The organism is Leifsonia sp. 10N434, from assembly GCF_056394405.1.
Map to the genome: position 1 here is coordinate 110,251 of NZ_JBFTHV010000004.1, position 21,472 is coordinate 131,722.

Sequence of the window (21,472 nt, forward strand, 5' to 3'; positions counted from 1 at the left end):
GTGCGCCTGGTGCGCACGGCGCTCGCGATCCTGGCTTTGCAGCCGGCATACGGATACGAGATCACGGCGCGACTGCGCGAGCAGGGGTTCTCCGACATCGTCGAGGGAACCGTCTATGCGCTGCTGATCAGGATCGAGCAGCGCGGCCTCGTCGACGTCGCGAAGGTCCCGTCCGAGAAAGGCCCGCCGCGCAAGGTCTACTCGCTCAACGCAACGGGCAGCGAGTACCTCGAGGAGTTCTGGGGTTCCTGGAGCTTCCTCGCCGAGCGGATCGACCAGCTCCACCGCAACATCGAACACCCGCAGAGAGACGGAGAGTAATCATGGCAGGGAAATGGATCGAGACCCTCACCGGGTCGCTCGAGCAGAAGAAGCAGTACAAGCAGGACAAGGCGCGCATCGACGCGCTCCCCGAGCCCTACGGCGCCGCGGCGAAAGCCGTGCACCGGTACCTGATGTACTTCGGGGGCATCACCGACGGGGACACCCTCGTGACGATGTTCGGCGACCTGGCCGACCTGTGGGAGCGGGCGGCGGTCGACGGCACACCGGTGCGCGAGATCGTCGGCGACGACCCGGTCGAGTTCGCCGAGACATTCGCTCAGGCCTACCTGGGCACGCAGTGGATCGACAAGGAGCGCGCCCGCCTGAACAAGGCGATCGCCGACGCCGAGAAGGAGGAACGGAAATGACCACCGACGCCGCGATCCGGGTGCAGGGCATCCGGAAGTCGTTCAAAGACCTGCAGGTGCTGCAGGGTGTCGACTTCGAAGTCACGCCGGGGAGCATCTTCGCCCTGCTCGGTTCGAACGGAGCGGGCAAGACCACCCTGGTGCGCATCCTGTCGACGCTGCTCAAGGCGGATGACGGCACGGCCACCGTGCACGGCTTCGATGTCGCCGCCAAGCCCGGCGATGTGCGCGAGTCGATCAGCCTCACCGGTCAGTTCGCCGCCGTCGACGAGGTGCTCACCGGTCGCGAGAACCTGGTGCTCGTCGCCCGGCTGCGCCACCTGAAGAACCCCGGCGCGATCGCGGACGAGCTGCTCGCCCGCTTCTCGCTCACGGACGCGGGCAACCGCAAGGCGGCGACGTACTCGGGCGGCATGCGCCGCCGGCTCGACATCGCGATGAGCCTGATCGGCAACCCGCCGATCATCTTCCTCGACGAACCGACGACCGGCCTCGACCCGCAGGCGCGCATCGAGGTGTGGCAGACGGTCAAGAAGCTCGCCGGCCAGGGCACGACGGTGCTGCTCACGACGCAGTACCTCGACGAGGCCGAGCAGCTCGCCGACCGCATCGCGATCCTGCACAAGGGCACGATCATCCAGAACGGCACCCTCAGCGAACTCAAGCAGCTCCTCCCGCCCGCTCAGGTGGAGTACGTCGAGAAGCAGCCCTCCCTCGAAGACGTCTTCCTCGCCCTCGTCGGCGAGACCGGCGAGACCGGCGGCTCCGAGACCCAGACCGATCCGACCGGCACCGACAGCGTGGACGCAGGCGCGGCCCCCGCACGAAAGGAATCATGATGACCACCCACGTCCTCGGCGACACCGGCGTGCTGACCGGCCGTTCGCTGCGACACATCCTCCGCAGTCCCGACACGATCATCACCACCGCGGTCACCCCGATCGCGCTGATGCTGCTGTTCGTCTACGTGCTCGGCGGCGCGATCAACACGGGAAGCAGCGAGTCGTACGTCAACTACCTGCTCCCGGGCATCCTGCTCATCACGATCGCGTCCGGCGTCGCGTACACCTCGTACCGGCTCTTCCTCGATCTGCAGGGCGGCATCTTCGAGCGGTTCCAGAGCATGCCGATCGCACGATCGAGCGTGCTCTGGGGTCACGTGCTCACCTCGCTCGTGGCGAACATCGTCTCCGTGGCGATCGTCATCGGCGTCGCGCTGATCATGGGGTTCCGCACCGGGGCATCCGTCGGCGCCTGGCTCGCGGTCGCCGGCATCCTGATCCTGTTCACCCTGGCCCTGACCTGGCTCGCCGTGATCGCCGGCCTCTCGGCGAAGACGGTGGACGGCGCGAGCGCCTTCAGCTACCCGCTGATCTTCCTGCCGTTCATCAGCTCGGCGTTCGTCCCCACCGACTCGATGCCGGGGCCGGTCGCCTGGTTCGCCGAGAACCAGCCGGTGACCTCGATCGTGAACACCATCCGCGCCCTGTTCGCCGAACAGCCCGTCGGCAGCGACATCTGGGTCGCTCTCGCCTGGCTCGTCGGCATCCTGGTCATCGCGTACGCGTTCGCGATCGCGATCTACCGGCGCAAGATCAGCTGACCAGACCGGCACGACATCGCCCGCCTTCCCCAACAGGGAGGCGGGCGATGTTCGTCGTGCTCCGGCTGGTCGCCTAGAAGGTGCTGCCCATCTTCTCGAGGCGCTCGACGCGCTCCGGGATGGGCGGGTGCGTGCTGAACAGGCGGCTCATCAGGCTGGGCCGGAGCGGGTTGGCGATCCAGAGGTGCGCCATCGAGGTGTTCTGCTTGCGCATGGGACGACCGTAGGCCTCCAGCTTGAGCAGGGCGCTCGCCAGGGCATCCGGGTGGCGGGTGGTCATCGCGCCCGTCGCGTCGGCGAGGTACTCGCGCTGCCGAGAGACCGCCAGCTGCACCAGGGTCGCGACGAGCGGCGCGATGATCGCGGCGACGAGCCCGAACACGATGATGATCGGGTTTCCGCCGCCCCCACCACCGCTGTTGTTGTTGTCGCGTCCGCCGCCCATGCCGCCGAAGAAGGCCATGCGCAAGAAGATGTCGGCGATGAAGCCGATGGCGACGGTCAGCCCGAAGACGATCATCGACAGCCGGATGTCGTAGTTGCGCACGTGCCCCAGCTCGTGGGCCATCACGCCCTCGAGCTCGGCGTCGGTCATGATGTCGAGCAGGCCGGTCGTCGCGGCGACCGAGGCGTGCTGAGGGTCACGGCCGGTGGCGAACGCATTCGGCGCGGGGTCGTTCACGATGTAGACGGCCGGCATGGGGGTGCCCGTCGCGATCGACAGGTTCTCGACGACGTTCCAGAGCCGGGGATTGTCGGCCTTCTGGATGGGGATCGCGCCGGCCATGCTCAGCGCCTGGCTGCTCGCCAGGAAGTACTGGAACACGGCGTAGAGAACCGCGATGACCAGCACGATGACGACGATCGCCGTGTTGTGGTAGATGTATGCCGCGAGCCAGCCGAGGCCGCCGATGATCAGCAGGAACAGCAGGATGGTGAAGACCGTATTGCGCTTGTTCCTGGCAATAGCCCTGTACATCGCCGCCCGCTAGAACTGGACGCGCGGCGGCTCGGCGATGGCCGCCAAGTCGTTGACCTCGAAGAAGCCGCGCTCGGAGAAGCCGAGGCGCTTCGCGAAGATGTTGTTCGGGAACACCTTGATCTTGGTGTTCAGCTCACGCACTCCACCGTTGTAGAACCGGCGCGACGCCTGGATCTTGTCTTCGGTGTCGACCACGTCGGCCTGCAGACGCAGGAAGTTCTGGCTCGCCTGCAGCTGCGGGTACGCCTCCGCGACCGCGAAGATGCTCTTCAGCGCATTCTGCATGTGGCCCTCGGCCACGGACGCCTCGGCCGGCCCCTGAGCAGACAGCGTCTCGGCGCGCGCCTGGGTGACGGACTCGAAGACGCCCTTCTCGTGCGCCGCGTAGCCCTTGACCGTCTCGATCAGGTTCGGGATGAGGTCGGCACGCCGCTTGAGCTGCACGGTGATGTCACTCCACGCCTCGTCGACACGCACGTTGAGCGTGACCAGCGAGTTGTAGGTGGCCCACAGGTAGATCCCGATGATCGCAACGATGACGACAACGATGATGACCGGGATGAGCCATTCCATTTTCGGGTACTCCTTGATGACAGGCGCGGATACTCGTGCGCGATCTTCATCCTAACGGCGGCCGGGAGTGCTCCCACTGCGTTCCCACCACTCTCAAAGCAACCACCGTGCGATCGGGCAGGCAGTACTCGGCGCATACGCTGCCGACCGTTCGCCCGGGTGCAGAATGGGCACGTGAGTGAGCTGGCGGAGCGACGCAAAAGGGGCCGGCCGCGCAAGGAGGCGCGGAGCGGGGCGTCGGCGCGCGCGGCCATCCTGAAGGCCGCCGCCGAGGAGTTCGCGGAGCGCGGCTACGAGGCCGCCTCACTGAGGGCCATCGCCCGCCGGGCGGCTGTCGACTCGGCCCTCGTGCACCATTACTTCGACGACAAGGCCGACCTCTTCACCGCGTCGCTCGAGGCGCCGCTGCGTCCGGACCGCGCCCTGGAGGTCATCCTGGCCGGACCGCACGACGAGATCGGCGTCAGCGTCGTGCGCTTTCTGCTCGAACAGCTCGAGAACCCCAAGGCGCAGGCCCGGATGGTGGCGATCCTGCGCACCGCCCTCAGCAGCGGCCCGGGCAGCCGCATGCTCAGGGAGTTCCTCACCCGCGAGGTCTTCCTGCGGCTCGCGACGGCAGCCGGCGGCGACGACGACGCCCGGCTTCGCGCGAATCTCGCGGCCGCTCAACTCGTCGGCGTGATGATCACGCGCTTCGTGCTCAAGCTCGAGCCGATCGCGACCGCTCCCGCCGAGGACCTGGCACGCCGGGTCGGGCCGGTCATCCAGTGGCATCTGTTCGGGGATCCGTCGCAGCCGCTCGCCTGAGGAGGGTGCCGGGTGCATCCAGCCGCATCCGGCCGCATCCGGCCGCATCCCTTGACGCGCGGCGGCACACGGGCGAATAATTCATCACATGATGAATTCTGAGCGGGCCGCCGTCGAGATCGACGATCTCCGCGTGCGCCGGGGACGGACCACGGTGCTCGACGGGCTCACGCTCACCATCCCGCGCGGGCAGGTCGTCGGCCTGCTCGGGCCGAGCGGCTGCGGAAAGACGACGCTGATGCGCGCGATCGTCGGCGTGCAGAAGGTGGCGGGCGGCACGGTCGAGGTGCTCGGCGAGCCCGCCGGATCCGCCTCGCTGCGACATCGCGTCGGCTACGTCACACAGGCGGCGAGCGTGTACGACGACCTCACGGTCCGGCAGAACCTCTCCTACTTCCGACGGGTGCTCGGCTCCGGCGCCGACGACGTCGAACGCGCGATCGTCGCCACCGACCTCCAGGACAACGCCTCCCAGCTCGTGTCGACGCTCTCGGGCGGCCAGCGCAGTAGGGTGTCGCTCGCCGCGGCCCTCCTCGGCTCCCCCGACCTCCTGGTGCTCGACGAGCCCACCGTCGGGCTCGACCCCCTCCTGCGCGTCGAGCTCTGGTCGCTGTTCCACCGGCTCGCCGAGGGCGGCACGAGCCTCCTCATCTCCAGCCACGTGATGGACGAAGCCGCCCGCTGCGACCGGCTCCTCCTGATGCGCGACGGCGCGATGCTGGCGGACGAGACGCCGGAGGGCCTGCTCGCCCAGACCGGCGAGGCCGACGCCGAGGGCGCGTTCCTCGCGCTCATCCGCCGGCACCATCCGCGGCACGCCCTCGACACCGGCGACGAACCACGCGACGAATCGGGCGCCACCGACGGGGACGCGCGATGAACGCCACCCGCACCCTCGCCACCGCCGGCCGCGTGCTGAACCAGATCCGACACGACCCGCGCACGGTCCTGCTGCTGCTCGTCGTGCCGAGCCTGCTCATCGGCCTGGTCGCGTGGATCTTCACGGACACCGACACGTTCTCCGTCATCGGCCCGGCCATGCTGGCGCTGTTCCCCTTCATCGTGATGTTCCTGGTCACGAGCATCACCACCCTGCGCGAACGCCGCACCGGCACACTCGAGCGCCTGCTCTCGATGCCGCTCGGCCGGGCCGACTTCATCCTCGGCTACACGCTCGCCTTCGCGCTGCTGGCGATCGTGCAGACGCTCATCGCCGTCGCGTACGCGGTATGGGTCTGCGGGCTCGACATCAAGGGGAACATCTGGCTGCTCGTGGCCGTCGCACTGGCGGACGCCATCCTGGGCACGACCCTCGGCCTCTTCGTGAGCGCGTTCGCGCGCACCGAGTTCCAGGTCGTGCAGTTCATGCCGGCGCTGATCTTTCCGCAGATCCTGCTCGGCGGCATCTTCATCGCCCGCGACCAGCTCCCGGATGCCCTCCACATCATCAGCGACTGGCTTCCGCTCTCGCACGCCATCGATGCGCTCAACGCCGTCGCGAACGATACGCACGACGCGGCCTACGTCGGCGGCGAGCTGCTCATCATCGGCGCCTTCGCCCTCGCCGCCATCATCGGAGGTTCGCTGACCCTGCAGCGCCGCACCGCCTGACCACACGCAATCGAGTCCGAACTTGTTGCACCCCAGCACGGCGTGTCTGGTGCAACAAGTTCGGACTCGATTGCGTGTGGGGGGGGCGGACGGGGGGGACGACGATGCGGCGTCGACTTCTCCGAGTGCCCGACACCGGAGAAGTCGACGCCACGATCGTTCCACTGACGGCGTCCGTGGTCGGACGGACCCCGTCAGAGCTCGGCTACGGACAACCCCAATATCCCGATGGGGTCAGCACGAGCGTGGCGCCGGGGCACGGACCGCACCCCGAGTTGTCCGGGGGCGCGGACGACGCTCCCGGGACAGATCGCGGAGCAGGCGCGGCCGGAGCCGCCTGCACCGTCTGGTTGTGCGAGCCGCTGTCGGCGCTCGCGTACGACGCGGCGGCCTGGGCCTGCTGGTATTCGGCGGCCGCACGAGCGGCCGCTGCGGCAGCCGCTGCCGCCGCGAGACGCTTCTTCTCCGCCGCCTTGAATGCGGCGACCGAGTCGGTGACCGCCTTCTCCGCCTCTTTCAGGTGAACCACGGATGCGGTCACCAGGTACGCGGTCGAGGTCGCCGCCCGGGTCGATGTGGTGGCCATCGCCGTCGCGAGCGCACGGCGGCCGCTCTCCGCCGCCTGGCCGGCGCTCGAGGCGAGCACGGAGCGCGCCCGCGCGATCTCGGTCGAGGCTGCGGCGGCGACAGCCGTGCGACGGGTGTCGGCGGTGGTGACGCGGGCCGAGGCGAGCGACGCCCGGTGCGAGGCGACCAGCGTGGTGACGGCGGCCGCTCGGGCGGACTCACGCGCCTCGACGGCCGCGGTGGGGACGGCGCCCACCGTGGAGGCGACGACACCGGCGGCCACAGCGATGGCGACGACGGAGACGAGCAGGCGTCGCGGCGCGGTGGCGGACGGACGGGTGATGCGGTCGGACATCGGGGCCTCTCCTGAAGATGAATTATTCTCAATAACTCTCAGGTAACTCACAGCTAGCAGGGAGTGTTTCAGTGAACTGAGAAGCTGTCAAGATTCTCGTGAGTCACATTCGTCACATCCGTTTCAGCCCGTTTTCGCAAAAAGCCGAGAAATCCCCGGAATTACGCGGAAATCCGAGGACTCCTCAGCCGGCGCACAGAATGTCGTCGACACCCGGTTTGGGGACATCCGAAACGGGCGTTTTTCGGCGGACTCAGGCGCCGAGCACTCGCTGGAGGTAGGAGTTGGCGAAGAGGCGCTCGGGGTCGAGACGGTCACGAACGGCCACGAAGTCGTCGAACCGCGGGTAGGCGGAGCGCAGTGATTCGGCATCCCGGGTGTGCATCTTGCCCCAGTGCGGTCGCCCGCCGTGCGCCATCATGATCGCCTCGACGGCCCGGAAGTACTCGGCCGGGTCCTCGCGGTAATACCGGTGAACGGCGATGTAGCCGGTCTCGCGGCCGTGCGCCGTCGACAGCCAGTTGTCGTCGGCCGCTGCGGACCGCACCTCGACCGGGAACGAGATGCGCCAGCCCCGCTTCTCGATCAGCGCCTTCACCTCGGCGAGCGCCTCCGGCACCGATGCGCGCGGGATGGCGTACTCCATCTCGCGGAACCGCACCGAGCGGTTCGTCACGAAGACGCTCGGCGAGACATCCGTGAAGTCGCGGTTGCCGGTGAGTTTCTGGGCGAGCCGGCTGAACGGCGGGACGACCGCGGGAACGACCGTCCCGAGGGCGCACACGCCGCGATAGAGCCCGTTGGCGAGCAACTCGTCGTCGACCCAGCGGCCGAATGCGGGCAGCGGAGCGCGCGGTTCGGTGAGCGGGAGCCTGGTGTTCGTCTTGGTGAGCGCCGTCTCGGTGTGCGGGAACCAGTAGAACTCGAAATGGTCCTCGGTGGCCGAGCGCTCCAGGAACGAGTCGAGCGTCTGCTGCAGAGGCTCCGGCCGCTCGACAGCCTGCAGCAGGTACGCCGGCACGCACTGCACCGTGATGTCGACGATCACGCCGAGCGCGCCGAGACCGAGTCGTACGGCGGGCAGCAACTCGGCGTTCTCCGTCTCGCTGACCCGCACCAGTTCGCCGGCGCCGTTCACCAGCGTCAGGGCGACGATCTGGGTCGCGAGGCCGCCGAAGCCTCCTCCGGTGCCGTGGGTGCCCGTCGACGTCGCACCGGCGATCGTCTGCCGGTCGATGTCGCCCATGTTCTGGAGGGCCAGCCCGTACGGGCGCAGCAGGCGCGGCAACTGGTGGAGCCGGGTGCCGGCCGCGAGGGTCACCCGCCCGAGCTCCTCATCGACCGCGATCACGCCGCTGAGGTCGGTCAGGTCGAGTTGAACGCCGGGCGCCACGGCGATGCCCGTGAAGCTGTGGCCGGCGCCGACCGGCTTGACCCGCATCCCCTGCCGCGCGGCCGCGGAGACCGCGCGCTGCACCGCCTCCGCGGTCGCCGGTCGTTCGACCCGCGCCGGGCGCGCTGTCTCGGTCCTGCCCCAGTTGCGCCACACGGCCCCCGTCGCCGTCACAGGAAGACCTTGCCTTCGCCCCGGTAGCTCGGCACCGCGTCGACGACGGCCGCCCGCCCGTCGACGGTGTCGACGAGGTGGAAGACGTCGACGTGCTCGCTCAGCTCGCCCGACTTCGTGTGGCGCAGCCAGACCCGGTCGCCGACGCGCAGCACGCCCGCGGCCGCCCCGGTGAGCGGCGTCTGCACCTCGCCCGCCATCTCGCGCTCGACCATCGAGAGCCCGGTCGGCCAGGCGACCTGGGGCATCCGGTCGGCGCCGGGAGGACCGGAGGCGATCCAGCCGCCGCCGAGCAGCGTCGCGGTCTCCGGTGCGGGCCGGCGTACGACCGACAGCGCGAACGACGCCGCAGGCGCCGGGCGGAACGACTTGTAGGTGTCGAAGAGGTGACCGCCGAACAGGCCGCTGCCCGCGGCGATCTCCGTGACCGAGTCATCCGACGCCGTGAACTCGAGCGAGCCGGTGCCGCCGCCGTTCACGAACTCGAGGTCGGCGATCTCCCGAACGCTCGCCACCGCGTGCGCGCGGCGATCGGCGAGCTCGGCCTTCGAGTTCTTCTGCACCCAGCGCAGCGTCGCGCCCCAGGCAGGACGTCCGGGAGGATTGTCGCCCTGCCCGGCGATCTGCGCCTCGTAGCCCATCATCCCGACCAGCGCGAAGCCCGGTCGCTGCACGATCGCCTCCGCGACCGCGCGTACCGCCTCGGGCGCATAGAGAGGGGAACGCCAGACCCCGATGTGCCCGAGAACGGGGCTGTTCCACGAGGAGTCGAGCTCAAGACAGAGCCGGATGCGCTCGCGGGCATCCGGGGCCACGACGGCATCGATGAAGTCGAGCTGCGCCACGGAGTCGACCATCAGCGTCACCCGCGCCGCCAGTTCCGGCGAGGCGGCGAGCCGGGCGATCGCGCCGCGGTCGGCGGTCGGGTAACCCACCACCACGTCCTCGATCGGCGGATGCCCGTCGGAGCCCTCGGCGAGCCAGAGCGCCTCGGGCAGCGTGTAGGCGAGGACGCCGTGGTAGCCGGGGAGCGCGAGCACGGCATCCAGCACCGAGCGCACCCGCACCGACTTCGACGCGACCCTGATGGGCTTGCCGCCCGCTCGCCGCAGCATGTCGTGCGTGTTGTGACGCAACGCCGGCAGGTGGAGCACGGCGAGCGCCGGGTCGAGCCGGGCGGTCGCCGCCGAGAGCGACGGCCAGAACACGTCGGGCGTCGTCCAGGTGCGCTCGGCGGGGGCTGGTCGGGTGGAGAGATCGATGGGCACTAGCGCACTGCTTTCACTCGGGCGACCGCGAGAGCACCCGCGAACGCGAAGACACCGGACATGATGAAGAGACCCATGAAACCGCCCATCGCCGCGACCACTCCGGCGCCGATGAGCGGGGCGATCGCCTGGGGGACGGCGGTGGCGATGTTCATGATGCCGAGATCCTTTCCGCGGTTCTCCGGGTCGGGAAGGACCTGCGTGGCGAGGGCCTGGTCGACGGAGAGGAAGCATCCGTAGCCGAGGCCGAGCAGACCGGCGGCGACCATCGCCACCGACAGGTCGGGCACGAAGGCGAGCAGCAGGGCCGCGACGCCCTGAATGGCCGATGAGAGGAAGACGAACGCCTTGCGCCGGCCGATACGGTCGGACCAGCGCCCCATCACCAGCGAGGCGATGATCACGAAGACCATGTAGATCAGGATGAGCACCAGCAGGTCGTCTTCGGCGTGCGGGTCCTTCAGGCCGAACTGCAGGAAGTACAGCAGGAGGGTCGTGCCGAACGCGTTGCCGAAGTTGACGAGCACCCGGCTGAGCAGCGTCCAGCCGAAGTCCGGATGCTCGCGCGGGCTGATCCAGAGGCTCTCGACGATCGCGCCGAACGTCATCTTCTGCTTGAGCTCCGGCGGAAGCACCGCATCAGGAAGGAAGAGGAACGGCAGCACCAGCACCAGCAGCAGCACGGCCATCGCCGTGTATCCGAGGAAGGTGCCGACGAAGACGTAGGTCACCAGCGAGACGCCGAGGATGATTCCGATCGCCTGCGGCGCACTGAGCCAGCCGGAGACGTAGCCGCGCTGGTCGACGGGAACCTGGTCGCTGATCGTCGCGGTGAGGGCGGCCGTGAGGATGCAGAAACCGGTGAGGGCGAGCGACCAGAACACGCCGATGCCGACGATCGAGGTCTGGGCCCCGAGCAGCACCAGCGAGACGGCGAAGACGACGGCGCCGATCGCGATCCACGGGCGACGGCGCCCGAAGCGGCTCGTGGTGCGGTCGGACAGCGCGCCGGTCAGCGGGTAGGCCACGATCGCGCAGACGCCGGAGATCCCGGAGATGATGCCGAAGGCGACGACGTTGTCGACCCAGTACGTGGACTTGAGCTGCGCGGTCACCTGGTCGGGCAGCAGCTTCTGGATCGGCGCGAGCTGCGCCATCCAGATGCCGAGCCAAGCGATCGCGAAGAACGCGATCCAGCGCCCCGTGACCTTTCTGGTGGGTTCGGCGTACACCGCCGGGAGTGTGGTCTGGGTCATCGGGTCCTCGCGATCGGGTCAGCGGTGGGTGGTGCGAGATCGGGACGTGCGGGCGTTGCGAGCATCGCCACCGCGTCGGCGGCGAAATCCATGGTGGCGGTGGCGGTGCGGTCGTCGCGGGTCACTAGCCAGGCGATGGTGAGGCCGTCGGTCAGCACCACGAGCATCCGGGCGATCTCGGCGACCGGCCGGGTCCACGAGCATCCGGTGAGCGCGGCGGCGCTCGCGAGCGCGGACTCCGCGACGCTGAAATAGCGGTCGTACTGACGGCGGGCGAGCTGCTCGAAGCCCGGCTCGCGCAGGGCCCATTGGGTGAGCTCGAACATCGCCTTCTCGCGGTCAGGATCGGCGCGCACGCCGTCGAGGTAGTGCTCCAGGCCCGCGCGCACGGCGTCGCGCATGGTGACGCCGCCCTCGACAGGGGCGAGTGCCGGAGCGAAGGCCGACTCCTCACCGTCGACAACGGCGTTGATCAACTCGACCATGAGCTCGTCGCGCGAGGTGAAGGCGTAGTGGAAGCTCGCCAGCGACATCCCCGCCTCGGCGACGATCGCCCGCGTCGTCGCGGCGGCGACACCGTCGCGCGCCACAACCCGCACTGCCGCACGAACCAGTGCCGCACGGCGGTCGACGGCGGAGATGCGCGTCATTTCTCTCCTGCTCCGGAGCTTCGGGCGCCACATTGCGCGAGAAGTGGGACGGTTGACCCAGTTGTCAGTATGCCGTAAATCCGGCCCGCCGGTTTGACACGCGATGCCGGTGGCACCTGAAATGGGGTGGAATGGCGCAATCTCTGTCTCATGCACCACCAGTCCGGTCGAGGGGGTCGACCGGACTCATCGTGGGCTCTGTGCTCACCGTGCTGCTCAGTGCGGCGTTGCTGACAGCGCTCGTCCCCGCCGCGCACGCCGACGCCGTGCCATCATCAAGCCCGCCCGAGAGTGCGGCGTCTCCCGCCGACACCGCACCGAGCGACATCGCGACACCCACCGGCACCCCGACCCCGCCGGCTGAAGCCCCGACCATCGACGACCCGGGCAGCGACCTCGTCACCGCCCTCCCGCTGCGCGTGACCGGATCGGGAACGCCGGGCGACCGCCTGCAGATCTCCGGCGGCGCAGGCGGATCCGCCGGCTCCCGGTGCACCGTGACAGTCGCCGCCTCCGGACGCTGGGCCTGCGCGCTCGGCTCCCTCCCGGATGGCCCATCGGTCGTCATCCGCGCCACGTCGGTCCGCACCGGCCTCTCGTCGACGGCGAGGGTGGCGGCACTCTCCCCGCCCACCATCGACGGCGCTCCCGGCGGCCTCATCACCGGAGGTGGCGTGCACGGCACCGCGTATCCCGGAGCCGACGTGACCGTGCGGGCGAGCAACGGCGCCACCTGCCGATTCCCGGCCGATTCGAACGGGTCGTGGGGCTGCGTGCTCGGCGGCCTCGCCTCCGGCCACTACACCGTCACCGCCAGCCAGCGCGCGGACTTCTCTGCGCAGAGCTCCGCGGCGAGCGCCCGCGTGTCGATCACTGTCGACACCACGGCGCCCGGGCGACCGGCGATCACGTCGCCGCGTACCGGCGCGATCGCGAAGCCGGGTCAGGCGGTCACCTTCGCCGGACGCGGCGAGACCGGCGCGCACATCACGGTCTACGCCAGCGACGACGCGGGGAGCACGGTGGTCTGCACGGCCACCGTGGCGGCGGGGATCTGGCGCTGCCAGGGGACGCTGCGATCGGGCAGTTTCCTGATCTCGGCCCTGCAGCGGGATGCGGCCGGCAACGTGAGCCCGGGCAGCAACACCGTTCCTCTGCGTTTCGCCTCTCCGTCGCCGAGCCCGAGCGGCACGCCCCGATCGCCAGACTCGCCCTCCGCGGAACCGACCACTCCCCCATCATCGGCGGCGCCCGCCGTGCCCCCGGCACCGAGCCCGACCCCGTCGCCGTACGCCGGGGAGCATCTGCCGGGGATGCCCGATTGGATGCGAACACCGTTCACCACGGCGTCGGCGCCCGTCGTCACAGCGGAGGCCTTCCCCGGCTGGCTGCGCTCCCTGCTGCTTGCCGTCGCCGCGCTGCTCCTGCTCGCGCTGCCTGCGCGCCTGCTCGCAGGCACCATCGCTCGCACCCGCTCCGGCGAGCGCGAGCCGCGGCGCGCCGCCCTGTTCGGGCGCAACCGCAGCCGCGCCGAGCTTCGCGAAGCGGATGCGCGACTCGGGCCGGCCGGCTCGGCTGCCGCGGACGCGCCGGCCGCATCGGCGCTCCCCGCCCACAGCCGCTGGTCCATCCCCGCCGCGTTCGTCGCCGCGGCCGCGCTCGTGACCCTTTCGAGCCCGGTCGACGACGCCGCCGCCTACGTACGCGTCGTGTTGGCGATCGCGATCGCCCTCGTCGCTGTCAACGGTCTCTGGGTCGGCCTCGCGCGTTGGACCGCCCCGCACCTCGCCGGCGGCCATGCGCGCATCGTCTTCCAGCCGTATCAGCTGCTCATCGTCGGAGCCATGGCGATACTCTCCCGGGTGTTCGGCCTGCAGCCGGCACTGCTCTTCGGACTCATCCTGGGCGTGGTGCTCGCCGACGGGGCCAGCCGGGTCGCCCGCGGTCAGATCGCCTCCGTTCAGCTCGCCGGCCTCGCCGGCATCGGCGTGCTCGCCTGGCTGACCGTGGGCGTGCTCCCCCATCCGACGGGCGCGGTGTCGGCGTTCCTGCTCGAACTGGTGAACGCCATCTCCCTGCTCGCGATCGGGTCGGCCGCCGTCGCGCTCATCCCGGTCGGCGCCCTCGCCGGCCGCGCCGTCTTCCAATGGTCGCGGCTGCTCTGGCTCGGGCTCAGCCTGGTGGTCTACACGCTGCTGTTCGCACTGCTGCTCCCGGTCGCCTCGCTGGTGCAGTCGGGCGCGAACTGGCTCATGGTCACGCTGGCCGCCCTGGCCTTCGCGGCGCTGAGTCTGTGCGTGTGGCTGTGGGACCGCTTCGTCGAGCCGTCCCGGCAGTGAGACACCGGGCGTAGCCGCTCACGCCGCGTCGACGTAGAACCACGTGCCGCCTTCGCGGACGAAGCGCGACACCTCGTGCTGCATCCCCACGTCCGCGCCCTTGTAGTACGCCTCGAACTCGACGATCCCGTCGCGGTCAAACGGACCACCCTTCTCGGTGCGCACGATGTCGAGCCGATACCAGCGGAGACCGGGATCGAGCTCGAGCGACGTCGGTCTGGTCGAGGGGTGCCAGCTGCGCAGGAGGTAGGAGACGTCACCGAGGGCGAACGCGGAGAAGCGCGAACGCATCAGCCGCTCGGCGGTGGGAGCGTCCTGCTCACCACGATGGATCGGGCCGCAGCACTGGTCGTACGTCTCCCCGCTGAGGCACGGGCAGCGGACGGGCGTCGTGGATGCGGTGGTCACCCGTCGAGGCTACCCGGGCCGCCCCGGCGGCGGCATCCGGATGGCCGATCGTGCGCACATCGTCGCGCGACGCCGGTCGTCCCGAGGACCGTCGCCGCCGCGGCGATGAGCAGACGCCCCGTGGCGGAAGACCCGGTCGCGGCCACCGTCGGGGGGATCTCAGGGACCGCGGCCGGGTCGAGGACACCACACCAGATCGGGCGTCTCGATCATTGTGCGTCGCGGACGTGGGCGGGGGCTTTGCGAGCGCTGAGGGTTCTCTCACAGTGCGCGAGAACCCCGGTCTCACAGGTGGTTCGCGACCTCGCCGGCCTGCACGACGCAGAAGCGGTTCCCGTCCGGATCCTCGAGCACGATGTAGTCGGCATCGTCCGGATACTCCCAGTCGACCCGACGGGCACCGAGGCCGACGAGGCGCTCGACCTCGTCCTCCTGGTCGAAGGCGTAGAGATCGAGATGGTGGCGCTGATGATCGTGCGCCGTCGACGTGACCTGGCTGATCGCCAGCTGCGGACCGTGTCCTTCGCGCGGCACGAGGATCGCCCAGTCGACATCGGGCTCACGCAGCGTGCGGTAGTCGAGCGCCTCGGTCCAGAACCGGATGGCGCCCTGCACGTCGCGCACGCCCCACACGATGGAACCGATCCGGATCATGCGGACAGTATCCGCCTGGTCCGCCCGATCCGCCAGCGTGCCGAGGTGTACCGTGTCCCCATGGCTGGATATCTCATCGGATTCATTTGGCTCGTCATCGTCGTGGGCGGGGCGCTCGCGCTGGGCGCCATCGTCCAGCTGGTGAAGGCGCCGTACCGCAAGCGCTGACGCGCCAGGCAGCCACACGTCAGCGGCCGCGCCCTCGTCAGCGCAGTCCAGCCAGAAAAAGGTTGAGCACCCGGCGCAGGTCGTCGCGGCTGTAGCCGCTCTTGTTCGCCGCCCAGGCCAGCGAGCTGGCGAAGACGAACAGATCGTCGCTCTGCACCTCGTCGCGCACGGCGCCGGCACGCTGGGCGCGCTGCAGCAGCGATGCGGTCGCGGACTTCATCATGCTGCACGGCGCGGTCAGCGGTGACGACTCGTCGTTGACCGATTCGGCGACCGAGTCGGGAAGTCCGTCGTAGCTCGAGAGGTGACGAGCGAGATCGATCAGCCACTCGTTGAGGGCTTCGCCGGCATCCGGATGCTGCAGGAGCTCCTCCGCACGCTGGTCCAGGCCCTGCCGGCTCTCCACCAGCGCGGCGGCCAGTAGGCAGTCGCGGCTCGGGAAGTGCCGGTACAGCGTGCCCGCGCCGACACCGGCACGCTTGGCGATGTCGTCGAGCGACGTCTGCACGCCGTGCTCGCTGAACGCCGCGCACGCGACCTGCACGATCTTGTCGTAGTTGCGCTGCGCGTCCGCGCGCAGCGGCTTGGCCTGAGTGAGGGTCTCGCCGGCCACGTGGGCTTCCTTTCCGAACTGTTCACTTCGTCACCGTTGACAAAGCGGAGACAGTCTCCGTATTCTTGAACACTCAAGAGGAGAGTCTCTCCGTATAGCAGTCTACGTCCCCGAGAAACGGATGCGCCAGCATGACGACCACCGAACTCAGCCAGAACACATCGAACACACCGGCAGTATCCATCCGCCGAGGCCTCCGCGGCCCGGCCCTCGGCCTCATCGTCGTCTTCATCACGCAGCTCATGCTCGTGGTCGACGCCAGCATCGTGAACGTCGCGCTCCCCGACATCCAGAAGGAGCTGCATTTCTCCCCCACCGACCTCTCCTGGGTGGTCACCGCATACGCCCTGGCGTTCGGCGGCCTCATCCTGCTCAGCGGCAAGATCGGCTCGATCGTCGGAGCACGCCTCGCGCTGATCGTCGGCGTCGCCGTGTTCATCGTCGCGTCGGCGATGGGCGGCTTCGCCCCGACCCCGGAGGTGCTCGTGGCAGCGCGCGTGCTGCAGGGTGTGGGCGCCGCCATCGCAGCGCCGAGCACCCTCGTGCTGCTCGTCGAGAACACCACCGAGGGCCAGAACCGCGCCCGCGCCATGTCGCTGTTCGTGCTCGCCGCCGGGAGCGGCGGGGCGATCGGCCTGATCCTCGGCGGCTTCCTCACGACCAGCTTCGGCTGGGAGTGGGTGATGTTCGTGAACGTGCCGATCGGCATCCTGATCATCGCGGGCGCCGCGCTGTTCCTGCGCGAGACGAAGCGGGTACCGGCGAAGCTGGATGTCGGCGGCGCCGCCGTCTCGACGATCGGCATGGTCGCGCTGGTCTACGCGTTCACCCGCGCGGCGAGCCACGGCTGGACCGATCCGCAGACGCTGATCTCCTTCGCCGTCGCGATCGTCGCGCTCGTCGGGCTGATCTTCATCGAGCGGCGCCACTCGAGCCCCGTCGTGCAGTTGCACTTCTTCTCAAGCATGCGCACGGCGACACCACTGCTCGGCATGCTCCTCGTGCCGGCCGGGATGTTCGGGTTCTTCTACTTCGCCGCCCTGTTCACCCAGCACGTGCTCGGCTTCGACCCGCTCGGCACCGGACTCGCGCTGCTGCCGTTCGTCGCAGCGATGCTCGTGACCAACGAGATCGCTCCCCGCTTCCTCCCCCGCATCGGCGAGAAGGTGGTCGGCGTCGCCGGCCTCAGCGGAATGGTGATCGGCCTCGTCTGGCTGGGCCAGATGAACGCCGCCAGCACGTTCTGGTCGGGAATCCTGGGCCCGGCGATCGTGCTCGGCATCAGTGCGGGCCTCACCTTCGCCCCGCTCACCTCGATCGCCATGGCTCAGGCGCCGAAGGACGAGGTGAGCGCCGCCTCCAGCCTCCTGCAGGGGATGCAGCAGCTCGGCGGCAGCATCGGCGTCGCGGTGCTGACCACCGTGTTCGTCGGGGTGACGGCCATCTCGGGCGAGGCTCGTGGCATCTCGACCAGCCTGCTGATCGGCGCGGCGTTCCCTGCGGCGGCCCTCGTGCTGTTCGCCATCTGGGGCCGGCGCATCCCCGCGACGGCCGGCGACGAGGAGGGCGCGGCCCCGGTCGTGCTGCACTGAGATCCGCATCCGGATTCGAGGGCCCGCGACACCACGTGTGTCGCGGGCCTTCGCGTGTCGCGGGCCTTCGCGTGTCGCGGGCCTTCGCGTGTCGCTCGATAGCATTGAGCCCGGGCCCCCATAGCCCAACTGGCAGAGGCAGGCGACTTAAAATCGCCCGAGTGTGGGTTCGAATCCCACTGGGGGCACGTACGCGGATACCTCGCCGCTCACCGTCCCGCTCCCTCTTCGACGTCGAAAACGAGCGTCAGAGCGGCTGCTGGCGCTAATGTCTCAGCATGACCGATGCTCACCGGGGCGAAGCGCCGATCGCGACAACGACCGCCTCCGTGCGCCGTTGGCGACCGTTGGCCCTGCTGCTGATCGTCGGCGGCGCGATCGCCATGATCGTGGGCGGCCTCGTGGAGTCCGTCGCGAAGGCACCCGCCGACCGCGTAACCCTGTTCAACTCGGCCATCCCGACGCTTCCGGTCGGTGTCTACCGGCAGTACACCCAGGCCGCCGGCGGCGGCATCGAGCTCGCTGTGGCGCCTGACTACGCGGGTCTCTGGATCGGCGCGACCGTCGCCCTCCTCGGCGTCATCGCTCTGCTCGCCGGCGTCGTCGTCGCGTCCGCGAAGCGTCACACGGCCTGAGTACGGTCGCGGCGAGAGCGAAGAGGAGGTCGCGCGTGTACATCCTTTTGGTGCTGCTGCAGACGCTCGTGCTGCCCCTGGTCTCGGGCATCATCCACCTCGCGGTGGCGGGAGGGAGCCCTCTCGTCGTGCTCGGCCTGTGGTGGGCGTTCTGGGGTGTCGGGACGCGCCTCACCGTCGTCGGCATCAGCCAGCTCACCAACCCCGCGCGCACCACGAAAGGCATTCTCGGGATCGAGGATCACGCCGCCGAGCTGGTCGTCCACGAGCTCGCCTTCGCGAACCTCAGCATGGGGTTGGTGGGGCTGGTGGCTCCGTTCGTGCCCGGCTGGGGCATCCTGGGCGCGGTACCCGGGGCGATCTACCTCGGCATGGCCGGATTCCGGCACATCGCGAAGCAGGGCAAGAACACCGAAGAGACCGTGGCGACCTGGACCGACCTGCTGGTGTTCGTCATGGTCGCGCTCGGCGTCATCGGCGCACTGATCGCCTGACGGCGCCGGCCAGGGTCACCGCTCGAATCGCGCGAACTTCTCGATCGCATCCGGGGTCACCGGCGCGAACAGGTTGACGAGGTTGCCGTCCGGATCGCGCAGCAGCAGTGAGCGGTTCCCCCACGGCATCGTGGTCGGTGCGGCAACGAACTCGTCGACCCACGCCGCGAGCCGCGCGTACTCAGCATCGACATCGTCGACCAGGAACTCGATGATCGCCGAATGGTTGTCCGCCGGTCGCGCCGATCCGACGCCGAACAGCCCGACCGTCGCCGTGCTGCCGATGGCGAGCGTCGCCGACGGCGTGCGGACCTCGGCGAAGTGCTCGGTGAGGCGCGCGACCGTCGCGCCGATGAGGCGGGCGTAGAAGTCGGCGAGCCGGGTGACGTCGTCGGTGATGATGCGGAGCGATACGAGGTTCATGAGGGGATTCCGTTCCGCCGGGACCATCCCGGCAGTTCAGCCTCCCGCGTCTCCGCGACAGCCCCCTGTCGGTGTTTACACGCGATCCTGGCGCCGGTCAGGTCAACGACAGTTGCCGGAGGTCGCCGTACGGGATGTCCAGCTCGTCGGCGCTCAGTTCGCGCGGCTCCGGCACCTCCGCCGTCACGACGCTGGAGACGATCCGGTCGGTGCGGAACGCACGAACGCCCTCTCGCAGCCGGCACCAGGCCACGAGGTACCAGTCGTGCGTCTTGCCGATGTACCCGAGCGGCTCGATGTCCCGCATGGTGACCGCGCCGCCGGCATCCCGGTAGCGGATGCGCAGCACCCGGCCGGCCGACAGGGCGTCGGCGATCAGCGGCGGCACCGAAGCGGCCGTCGCACCGTCGCCGAGCAGGTGCACGCGTGCTGCGAGCTCACGGGCGGCCGAAGCGTCGCCACTCTGCATCGCCGCGACCAGCTTGCGGAGCGCTGTCTGCGCCGCCGCCTGGAACGGCGTGCCCGCCATCCGGTCGAGGGCGACCGCCATCGCCACCGCCTCGGTCGGCGTGAAGTTCACCGGAGGTAGCGTGCGCTCTCTGTCGAGGCAGTATCCGCCGGTGCGCCCGGGCTCCGCCCAGATCGGGGTGCCCGACTGCTGCAGCGCGCTGATGTCGCGCTCGACCGTTCGCACGCTGACCTCGAACCGCTCGGCGAGGCGCCGGGCGCTCAGCGGGCGGGGCGCCACCGCGCGCAGCTCCTCCACGAGCGCGTAGAGGCGATCCGTCCTGTTCACAATCCGACGATAAGCCATCCCTCCGACCGGATGGCCGGGGTCAGTCTCCGTCGCGACGCAGCGCGCTCTCGACGAGCACTGGCGGCGTGATCCGCAGCAGGGGGCCGTGACCGGGGAGCACGGTATCGGCGGACAGCTCCGCCAGCGCCGCCAACGACCGCTCGGCCAGCGCCGGGTCGCTATGCCACATCGGCGCGAGCAGTTGCGGCCCGAGCTCACGCGTGGTCGGATGCCCGGAGATCACGGCGTCTCCCGTGACCAGGGCACGTGCATCCGGCAGCAGGTACGCGGTGTGGCCCGGGGTGTGCCCGGGAACGAGCACCGGGAGCACCCGGTGCCCGGCGAGCCGCAGCGCGTCCGGCCCGGCCTCCGACGCCGGCAACCCGGCGGCCGACGCGACGCCGACGTCGCCGAGGCCGCCTGCGCGCACGGCATGCACGGTCCAGCGCGCGATCAGCGGCTTCCACAACACGGCCAGGATGTCGCCGACCCCGATCTGGTGCAGCTCCGTGCGCCGGATGTTCGGCAGTTCGTCCGTCGAGCCCAGCACGCGGGCTCCCGTGCGGTCGACGAGGGCGGCCGCCGACCCGATGTGGTCGCTGTGGCCGTGCGTCACGGCGATGGTCGTCAGGTCGTCGACGCGGCCGCCGGCACGCTGGATGGACTCGACGACGAGCGGCAGGTCCTTCGGATAGCCGGAGTCGATCAGCGCGACGTCGTCCACACCGATGAGCACGACCCAGTTCGAGGCGGGGCCCTCGACGAAGTGCACCCCGGCCGCCACCTCGGACATCGATCGAAGAGTGTTCGTCACCGCTCCAGTCTGGCCGATCCGCGAGACTGCGGCGTCGGGGGCCCGGCGTAGTCTGCGGCGCATGAGCGACGAAGTCTCCCTCCAGCCGTGGACCGCCGACGATCTCCCCGTGCTGCAGCGCACGAACACCCCGCGGATGACAGCGTTCCTCGGCGGCCCGGAGACGGCCGAGAAGCTGGTCGAACGCAACGAGCGCTACCGGCACGGCTGGGAGACCGGCGACTCCGCGATGTTCACCATCCGCCTCGCAGGCGAACCGGATGCGGTGGGCACGATCGGCTACTGGCCGGCGACCTGGCACGACGGCGACGTTTACGAGACGGGCTGGGGTGTGACGGAGCCGTTCCAGGGTCGCGGCGTCGCCTCACGCGCGCTCGCCGCGGTACTGCGTCACGCGGCGGAGCACGGCGACCGCGCGCTCATCCTCGCGTTTCCGCGCGTCGACAACGCCGCCTCGAACGCGCTCTGCCGCTCCGCGGGCTTCGTGCACCACGGCGAAGAGGACTTCGAGTATCCGAAGGGCCACCCGATCCGCGTCAACGCCTGGGCGTACGACCTGCAGGCCGTGCGCTCGCCGTCGCGCGGGCTCGGGTGACCATCCGGAT

25 protein-coding genes and 1 tRNA gene are annotated in these 21,472 nt (G+C 69.7%); 13 read left to right on the forward strand and 13 right to left on the reverse strand.

Annotation, left to right across the window (positions count from 1 at the left end; translation table 11 throughout):
- The 4 genes from AC1DB1_RS11870 to AC1DB1_RS11885 are packed head-to-tail and all read left to right on the forward strand — an operon-like array spanning position 1 to position 2,295.
- The gene (locus AC1DB1_RS11870) at positions 1-321 is read left to right on the forward strand and encodes a PadR family transcriptional regulator (RefSeq protein WP_477200926.1); all 321 of its coding nucleotides are present in this window, start codon (positions 1-3) and stop codon (positions 319-321) included.
- Between the two features lie 2 nt (positions 322-323).
- Positions 324-692, forward strand: a complete 369-nt coding sequence (locus AC1DB1_RS11875) for a DUF1048 domain-containing protein (RefSeq protein WP_271175232.1) — start codon at positions 324-326, stop codon at positions 690-692.
- The gene (locus AC1DB1_RS11880; protein WP_271175233.1) at positions 689-1,531 is read left to right on the forward strand and encodes an ABC transporter ATP-binding protein; all 843 of its coding nucleotides are present in this window, start codon (positions 689-691) and stop codon (positions 1,529-1,531) included. Before AC1DB1_RS11875 ends, AC1DB1_RS11880 begins: the two co-directional genes overlap by 4 nt.
- Complete coding sequence (locus tag AC1DB1_RS11885; protein WP_271175234.1) at positions 1,531-2,295, forward strand: ABC transporter permease; 765 nt, start codon at positions 1,531-1,533, stop codon at positions 2,293-2,295. Before AC1DB1_RS11880 ends, AC1DB1_RS11885 begins: the two co-directional genes overlap by 1 nt.
- 73 nt (positions 2,296-2,368) lie before the next feature.
- On the opposite strand, the gene AC1DB1_RS11890 is transcribed toward AC1DB1_RS11885, so the two are convergent.
- Positions 2,369-3,274: a M48 family metallopeptidase gene (locus tag AC1DB1_RS11890; protein ID WP_271175235.1), complete on the reverse strand. Its 906-nt coding sequence runs from the start codon at positions 3,272-3,274 to the stop codon at positions 2,369-2,371.
- Between the two features lie 9 nt (positions 3,275-3,283).
- Entirely contained in the window at positions 3,284-3,850 is a 567-nt protein-coding gene (locus AC1DB1_RS11895) for a LemA family protein (RefSeq protein WP_271175236.1), read from the reverse strand.
- Positions 3,851-4,024: 174 nt separating this feature from the next.
- On the opposite strand from AC1DB1_RS11895, the gene AC1DB1_RS11900 reads away from it, so the two are divergent.
- The 3 genes from AC1DB1_RS11900 (at position 4,025) to AC1DB1_RS11910 (ending at position 6,268) form a co-directional block, all read left to right on the forward strand.
- Positions 4,025-4,657, forward strand: a complete 633-nt coding sequence (locus tag AC1DB1_RS11900) for a TetR/AcrR family transcriptional regulator (RefSeq protein WP_477200927.1) — start codon at positions 4,025-4,027, stop codon at positions 4,655-4,657.
- A gap of 88 nt (positions 4,658-4,745) precedes the next feature.
- Positions 4,746-5,537 carry an ABC transporter ATP-binding protein gene (locus AC1DB1_RS11905; RefSeq protein WP_309297476.1) on the forward strand — a complete coding sequence of 264 codons (792 nt, stop codon included), beginning with the start codon at positions 4,746-4,748 and terminating at the stop codon, positions 5,535-5,537.
- Entirely contained in the window at positions 5,534-6,268 is a 735-nt protein-coding gene (locus AC1DB1_RS11910; RefSeq protein WP_271175238.1) for an ABC transporter permease, read from the forward strand. The genes AC1DB1_RS11905 and AC1DB1_RS11910 overlap by 4 nt, the downstream gene beginning before the upstream one ends.
- A gap of 205 nt (positions 6,269-6,473) precedes the next feature.
- Here the strand turns inward: AC1DB1_RS11910 and AC1DB1_RS11915 are convergent, their stop codons facing one another.
- The 5 genes from AC1DB1_RS11915 to AC1DB1_RS11935 all read right to left on the reverse strand — a co-directional run bounded on the left by AC1DB1_RS11915 (position 6,474) and on the right by AC1DB1_RS11935 (position 11,931).
- A complete protein-coding gene (locus tag AC1DB1_RS11915) occupies positions 6,474-7,190 on the reverse strand; it encodes a hypothetical protein (protein ID WP_271175239.1) in 717 nt (238 codons plus the stop codon).
- Between the two features lie 253 nt (positions 7,191-7,443).
- Entirely contained in the window at positions 7,444-8,757 is a 1,314-nt protein-coding gene (locus tag AC1DB1_RS11920; RefSeq protein WP_271175240.1) for a D-arabinono-1,4-lactone oxidase, read from the reverse strand.
- A complete protein-coding gene (locus AC1DB1_RS11925) occupies positions 8,754-10,025 on the reverse strand; it encodes an amino acid deaminase/aldolase (protein ID WP_373877093.1) in 1,272 nt (423 codons plus the stop codon). Before AC1DB1_RS11925 ends, AC1DB1_RS11920 begins: the two co-directional genes overlap by 4 nt.
- A complete protein-coding gene (locus AC1DB1_RS11930) occupies positions 10,025-11,281 on the reverse strand; it encodes an MFS transporter (RefSeq protein ID WP_271175241.1) in 1,257 nt (418 codons plus the stop codon). Before AC1DB1_RS11930 ends, AC1DB1_RS11925 begins: the two co-directional genes overlap by 1 nt.
- Positions 11,278-11,931, reverse strand: a complete 654-nt coding sequence (locus AC1DB1_RS11935; protein ID WP_271175242.1) for a TetR/AcrR family transcriptional regulator — start codon at positions 11,929-11,931, stop codon at positions 11,278-11,280. The genes AC1DB1_RS11930 and AC1DB1_RS11935 overlap by 4 nt, the downstream gene beginning before the upstream one ends.
- 200 nt (positions 11,932-12,131) lie before the next feature.
- On the opposite strand from AC1DB1_RS11935, the gene AC1DB1_RS11940 reads away from it, so the two are divergent.
- The gene (locus tag AC1DB1_RS11940; RefSeq protein WP_271175243.1) at positions 12,132-14,270 is read left to right on the forward strand and encodes an Ig-like domain-containing protein; all 2,139 of its coding nucleotides are present in this window, start codon (positions 12,132-12,134) and stop codon (positions 14,268-14,270) included.
- An 18-nt stretch (positions 14,271-14,288) separates the two neighbouring features.
- Here AC1DB1_RS11940 and AC1DB1_RS11945 read toward each other — a convergent pair whose 3' ends face one another.
- The 3 genes from AC1DB1_RS11945 to AC1DB1_RS11955 all read right to left on the reverse strand — a co-directional run bounded on the left by AC1DB1_RS11945 (position 14,289) and on the right by AC1DB1_RS11955 (position 16,113).
- A complete protein-coding gene (locus AC1DB1_RS11945) occupies positions 14,289-14,678 on the reverse strand; it encodes a YchJ family protein (protein ID WP_271175244.1) in 390 nt (129 codons plus the stop codon).
- Between the two features lie 285 nt (positions 14,679-14,963).
- Positions 14,964-15,332, reverse strand: coding sequence for a VOC family protein (locus AC1DB1_RS11950; RefSeq protein ID WP_271175245.1), 369 nt, complete (start codon positions 15,330-15,332; stop codon positions 14,964-14,966).
- Between the two features lie 205 nt (positions 15,333-15,537).
- Positions 15,538-16,113, reverse strand: a complete 576-nt coding sequence (locus AC1DB1_RS11955; protein WP_271175246.1) for a TetR/AcrR family transcriptional regulator — start codon at positions 16,111-16,113, stop codon at positions 15,538-15,540.
- 131 nt (positions 16,114-16,244) lie between these two features.
- Here AC1DB1_RS11955 and AC1DB1_RS11960 point away from each other — a divergent pair, with 131 nt between their 5' ends.
- From AC1DB1_RS11960 to AC1DB1_RS11975, 4 genes are all read left to right on the forward strand, one after another.
- Positions 16,245-17,705 (forward strand): MFS transporter, encoded by a 1,461-nt coding sequence (locus tag AC1DB1_RS11960; RefSeq protein ID WP_271175247.1) that lies wholly within the window; start codon positions 16,245-16,247, stop codon positions 17,703-17,705.
- 114 nt (positions 17,706-17,819) lie between these two features.
- Positions 17,820-17,893: transfer RNA gene (locus AC1DB1_RS11965), tRNA-Leu, on the forward strand.
- 90 nt (positions 17,894-17,983) lie between these two features.
- On the forward strand, positions 17,984-18,340 hold the full coding sequence (locus tag AC1DB1_RS11970; protein WP_271175248.1) for a hypothetical protein: 357 nt from the start codon (positions 17,984-17,986) through the stop codon (positions 18,338-18,340).
- A gap of 35 nt (positions 18,341-18,375) precedes the next feature.
- On the forward strand, positions 18,376-18,834 hold the full coding sequence (locus tag AC1DB1_RS11975) for a hypothetical protein (RefSeq protein ID WP_271175249.1): 459 nt from the start codon (positions 18,376-18,378) through the stop codon (positions 18,832-18,834).
- Positions 18,835-18,849: 15 nt separating this feature from the next.
- Here the strand turns inward: AC1DB1_RS11975 and AC1DB1_RS11980 are convergent, their stop codons facing one another.
- The 3 genes from AC1DB1_RS11980 to AC1DB1_RS11990 form a co-directional block, all read right to left on the reverse strand.
- On the reverse strand, positions 18,850-19,257 hold the full coding sequence (locus AC1DB1_RS11980; RefSeq protein ID WP_271175250.1) for a VOC family protein: 408 nt from the start codon (positions 19,255-19,257) through the stop codon (positions 18,850-18,852).
- Between the two features lie 97 nt (positions 19,258-19,354).
- Positions 19,355-20,053: a helix-turn-helix transcriptional regulator gene (locus AC1DB1_RS11985; protein ID WP_271175251.1), complete on the reverse strand. Its 699-nt coding sequence runs from the start codon at positions 20,051-20,053 to the stop codon at positions 19,355-19,357.
- Positions 20,054-20,093: 40 nt separating this feature from the next.
- Entirely contained in the window at positions 20,094-20,867 is a 774-nt protein-coding gene (locus tag AC1DB1_RS11990; RefSeq protein WP_477200928.1) for an MBL fold metallo-hydrolase, read from the reverse strand.
- A 61-nt stretch (positions 20,868-20,928) separates the two neighbouring features.
- Between AC1DB1_RS11990 and AC1DB1_RS11995 the strand changes: the two genes are divergently transcribed.
- Positions 20,929-21,462: a GNAT family N-acetyltransferase gene (locus AC1DB1_RS11995; protein ID WP_271175253.1), complete on the forward strand. Its 534-nt coding sequence runs from the start codon at positions 20,929-20,931 to the stop codon at positions 21,460-21,462.
- Positions 21,463-21,472: the final 10 nt, after the last annotated feature.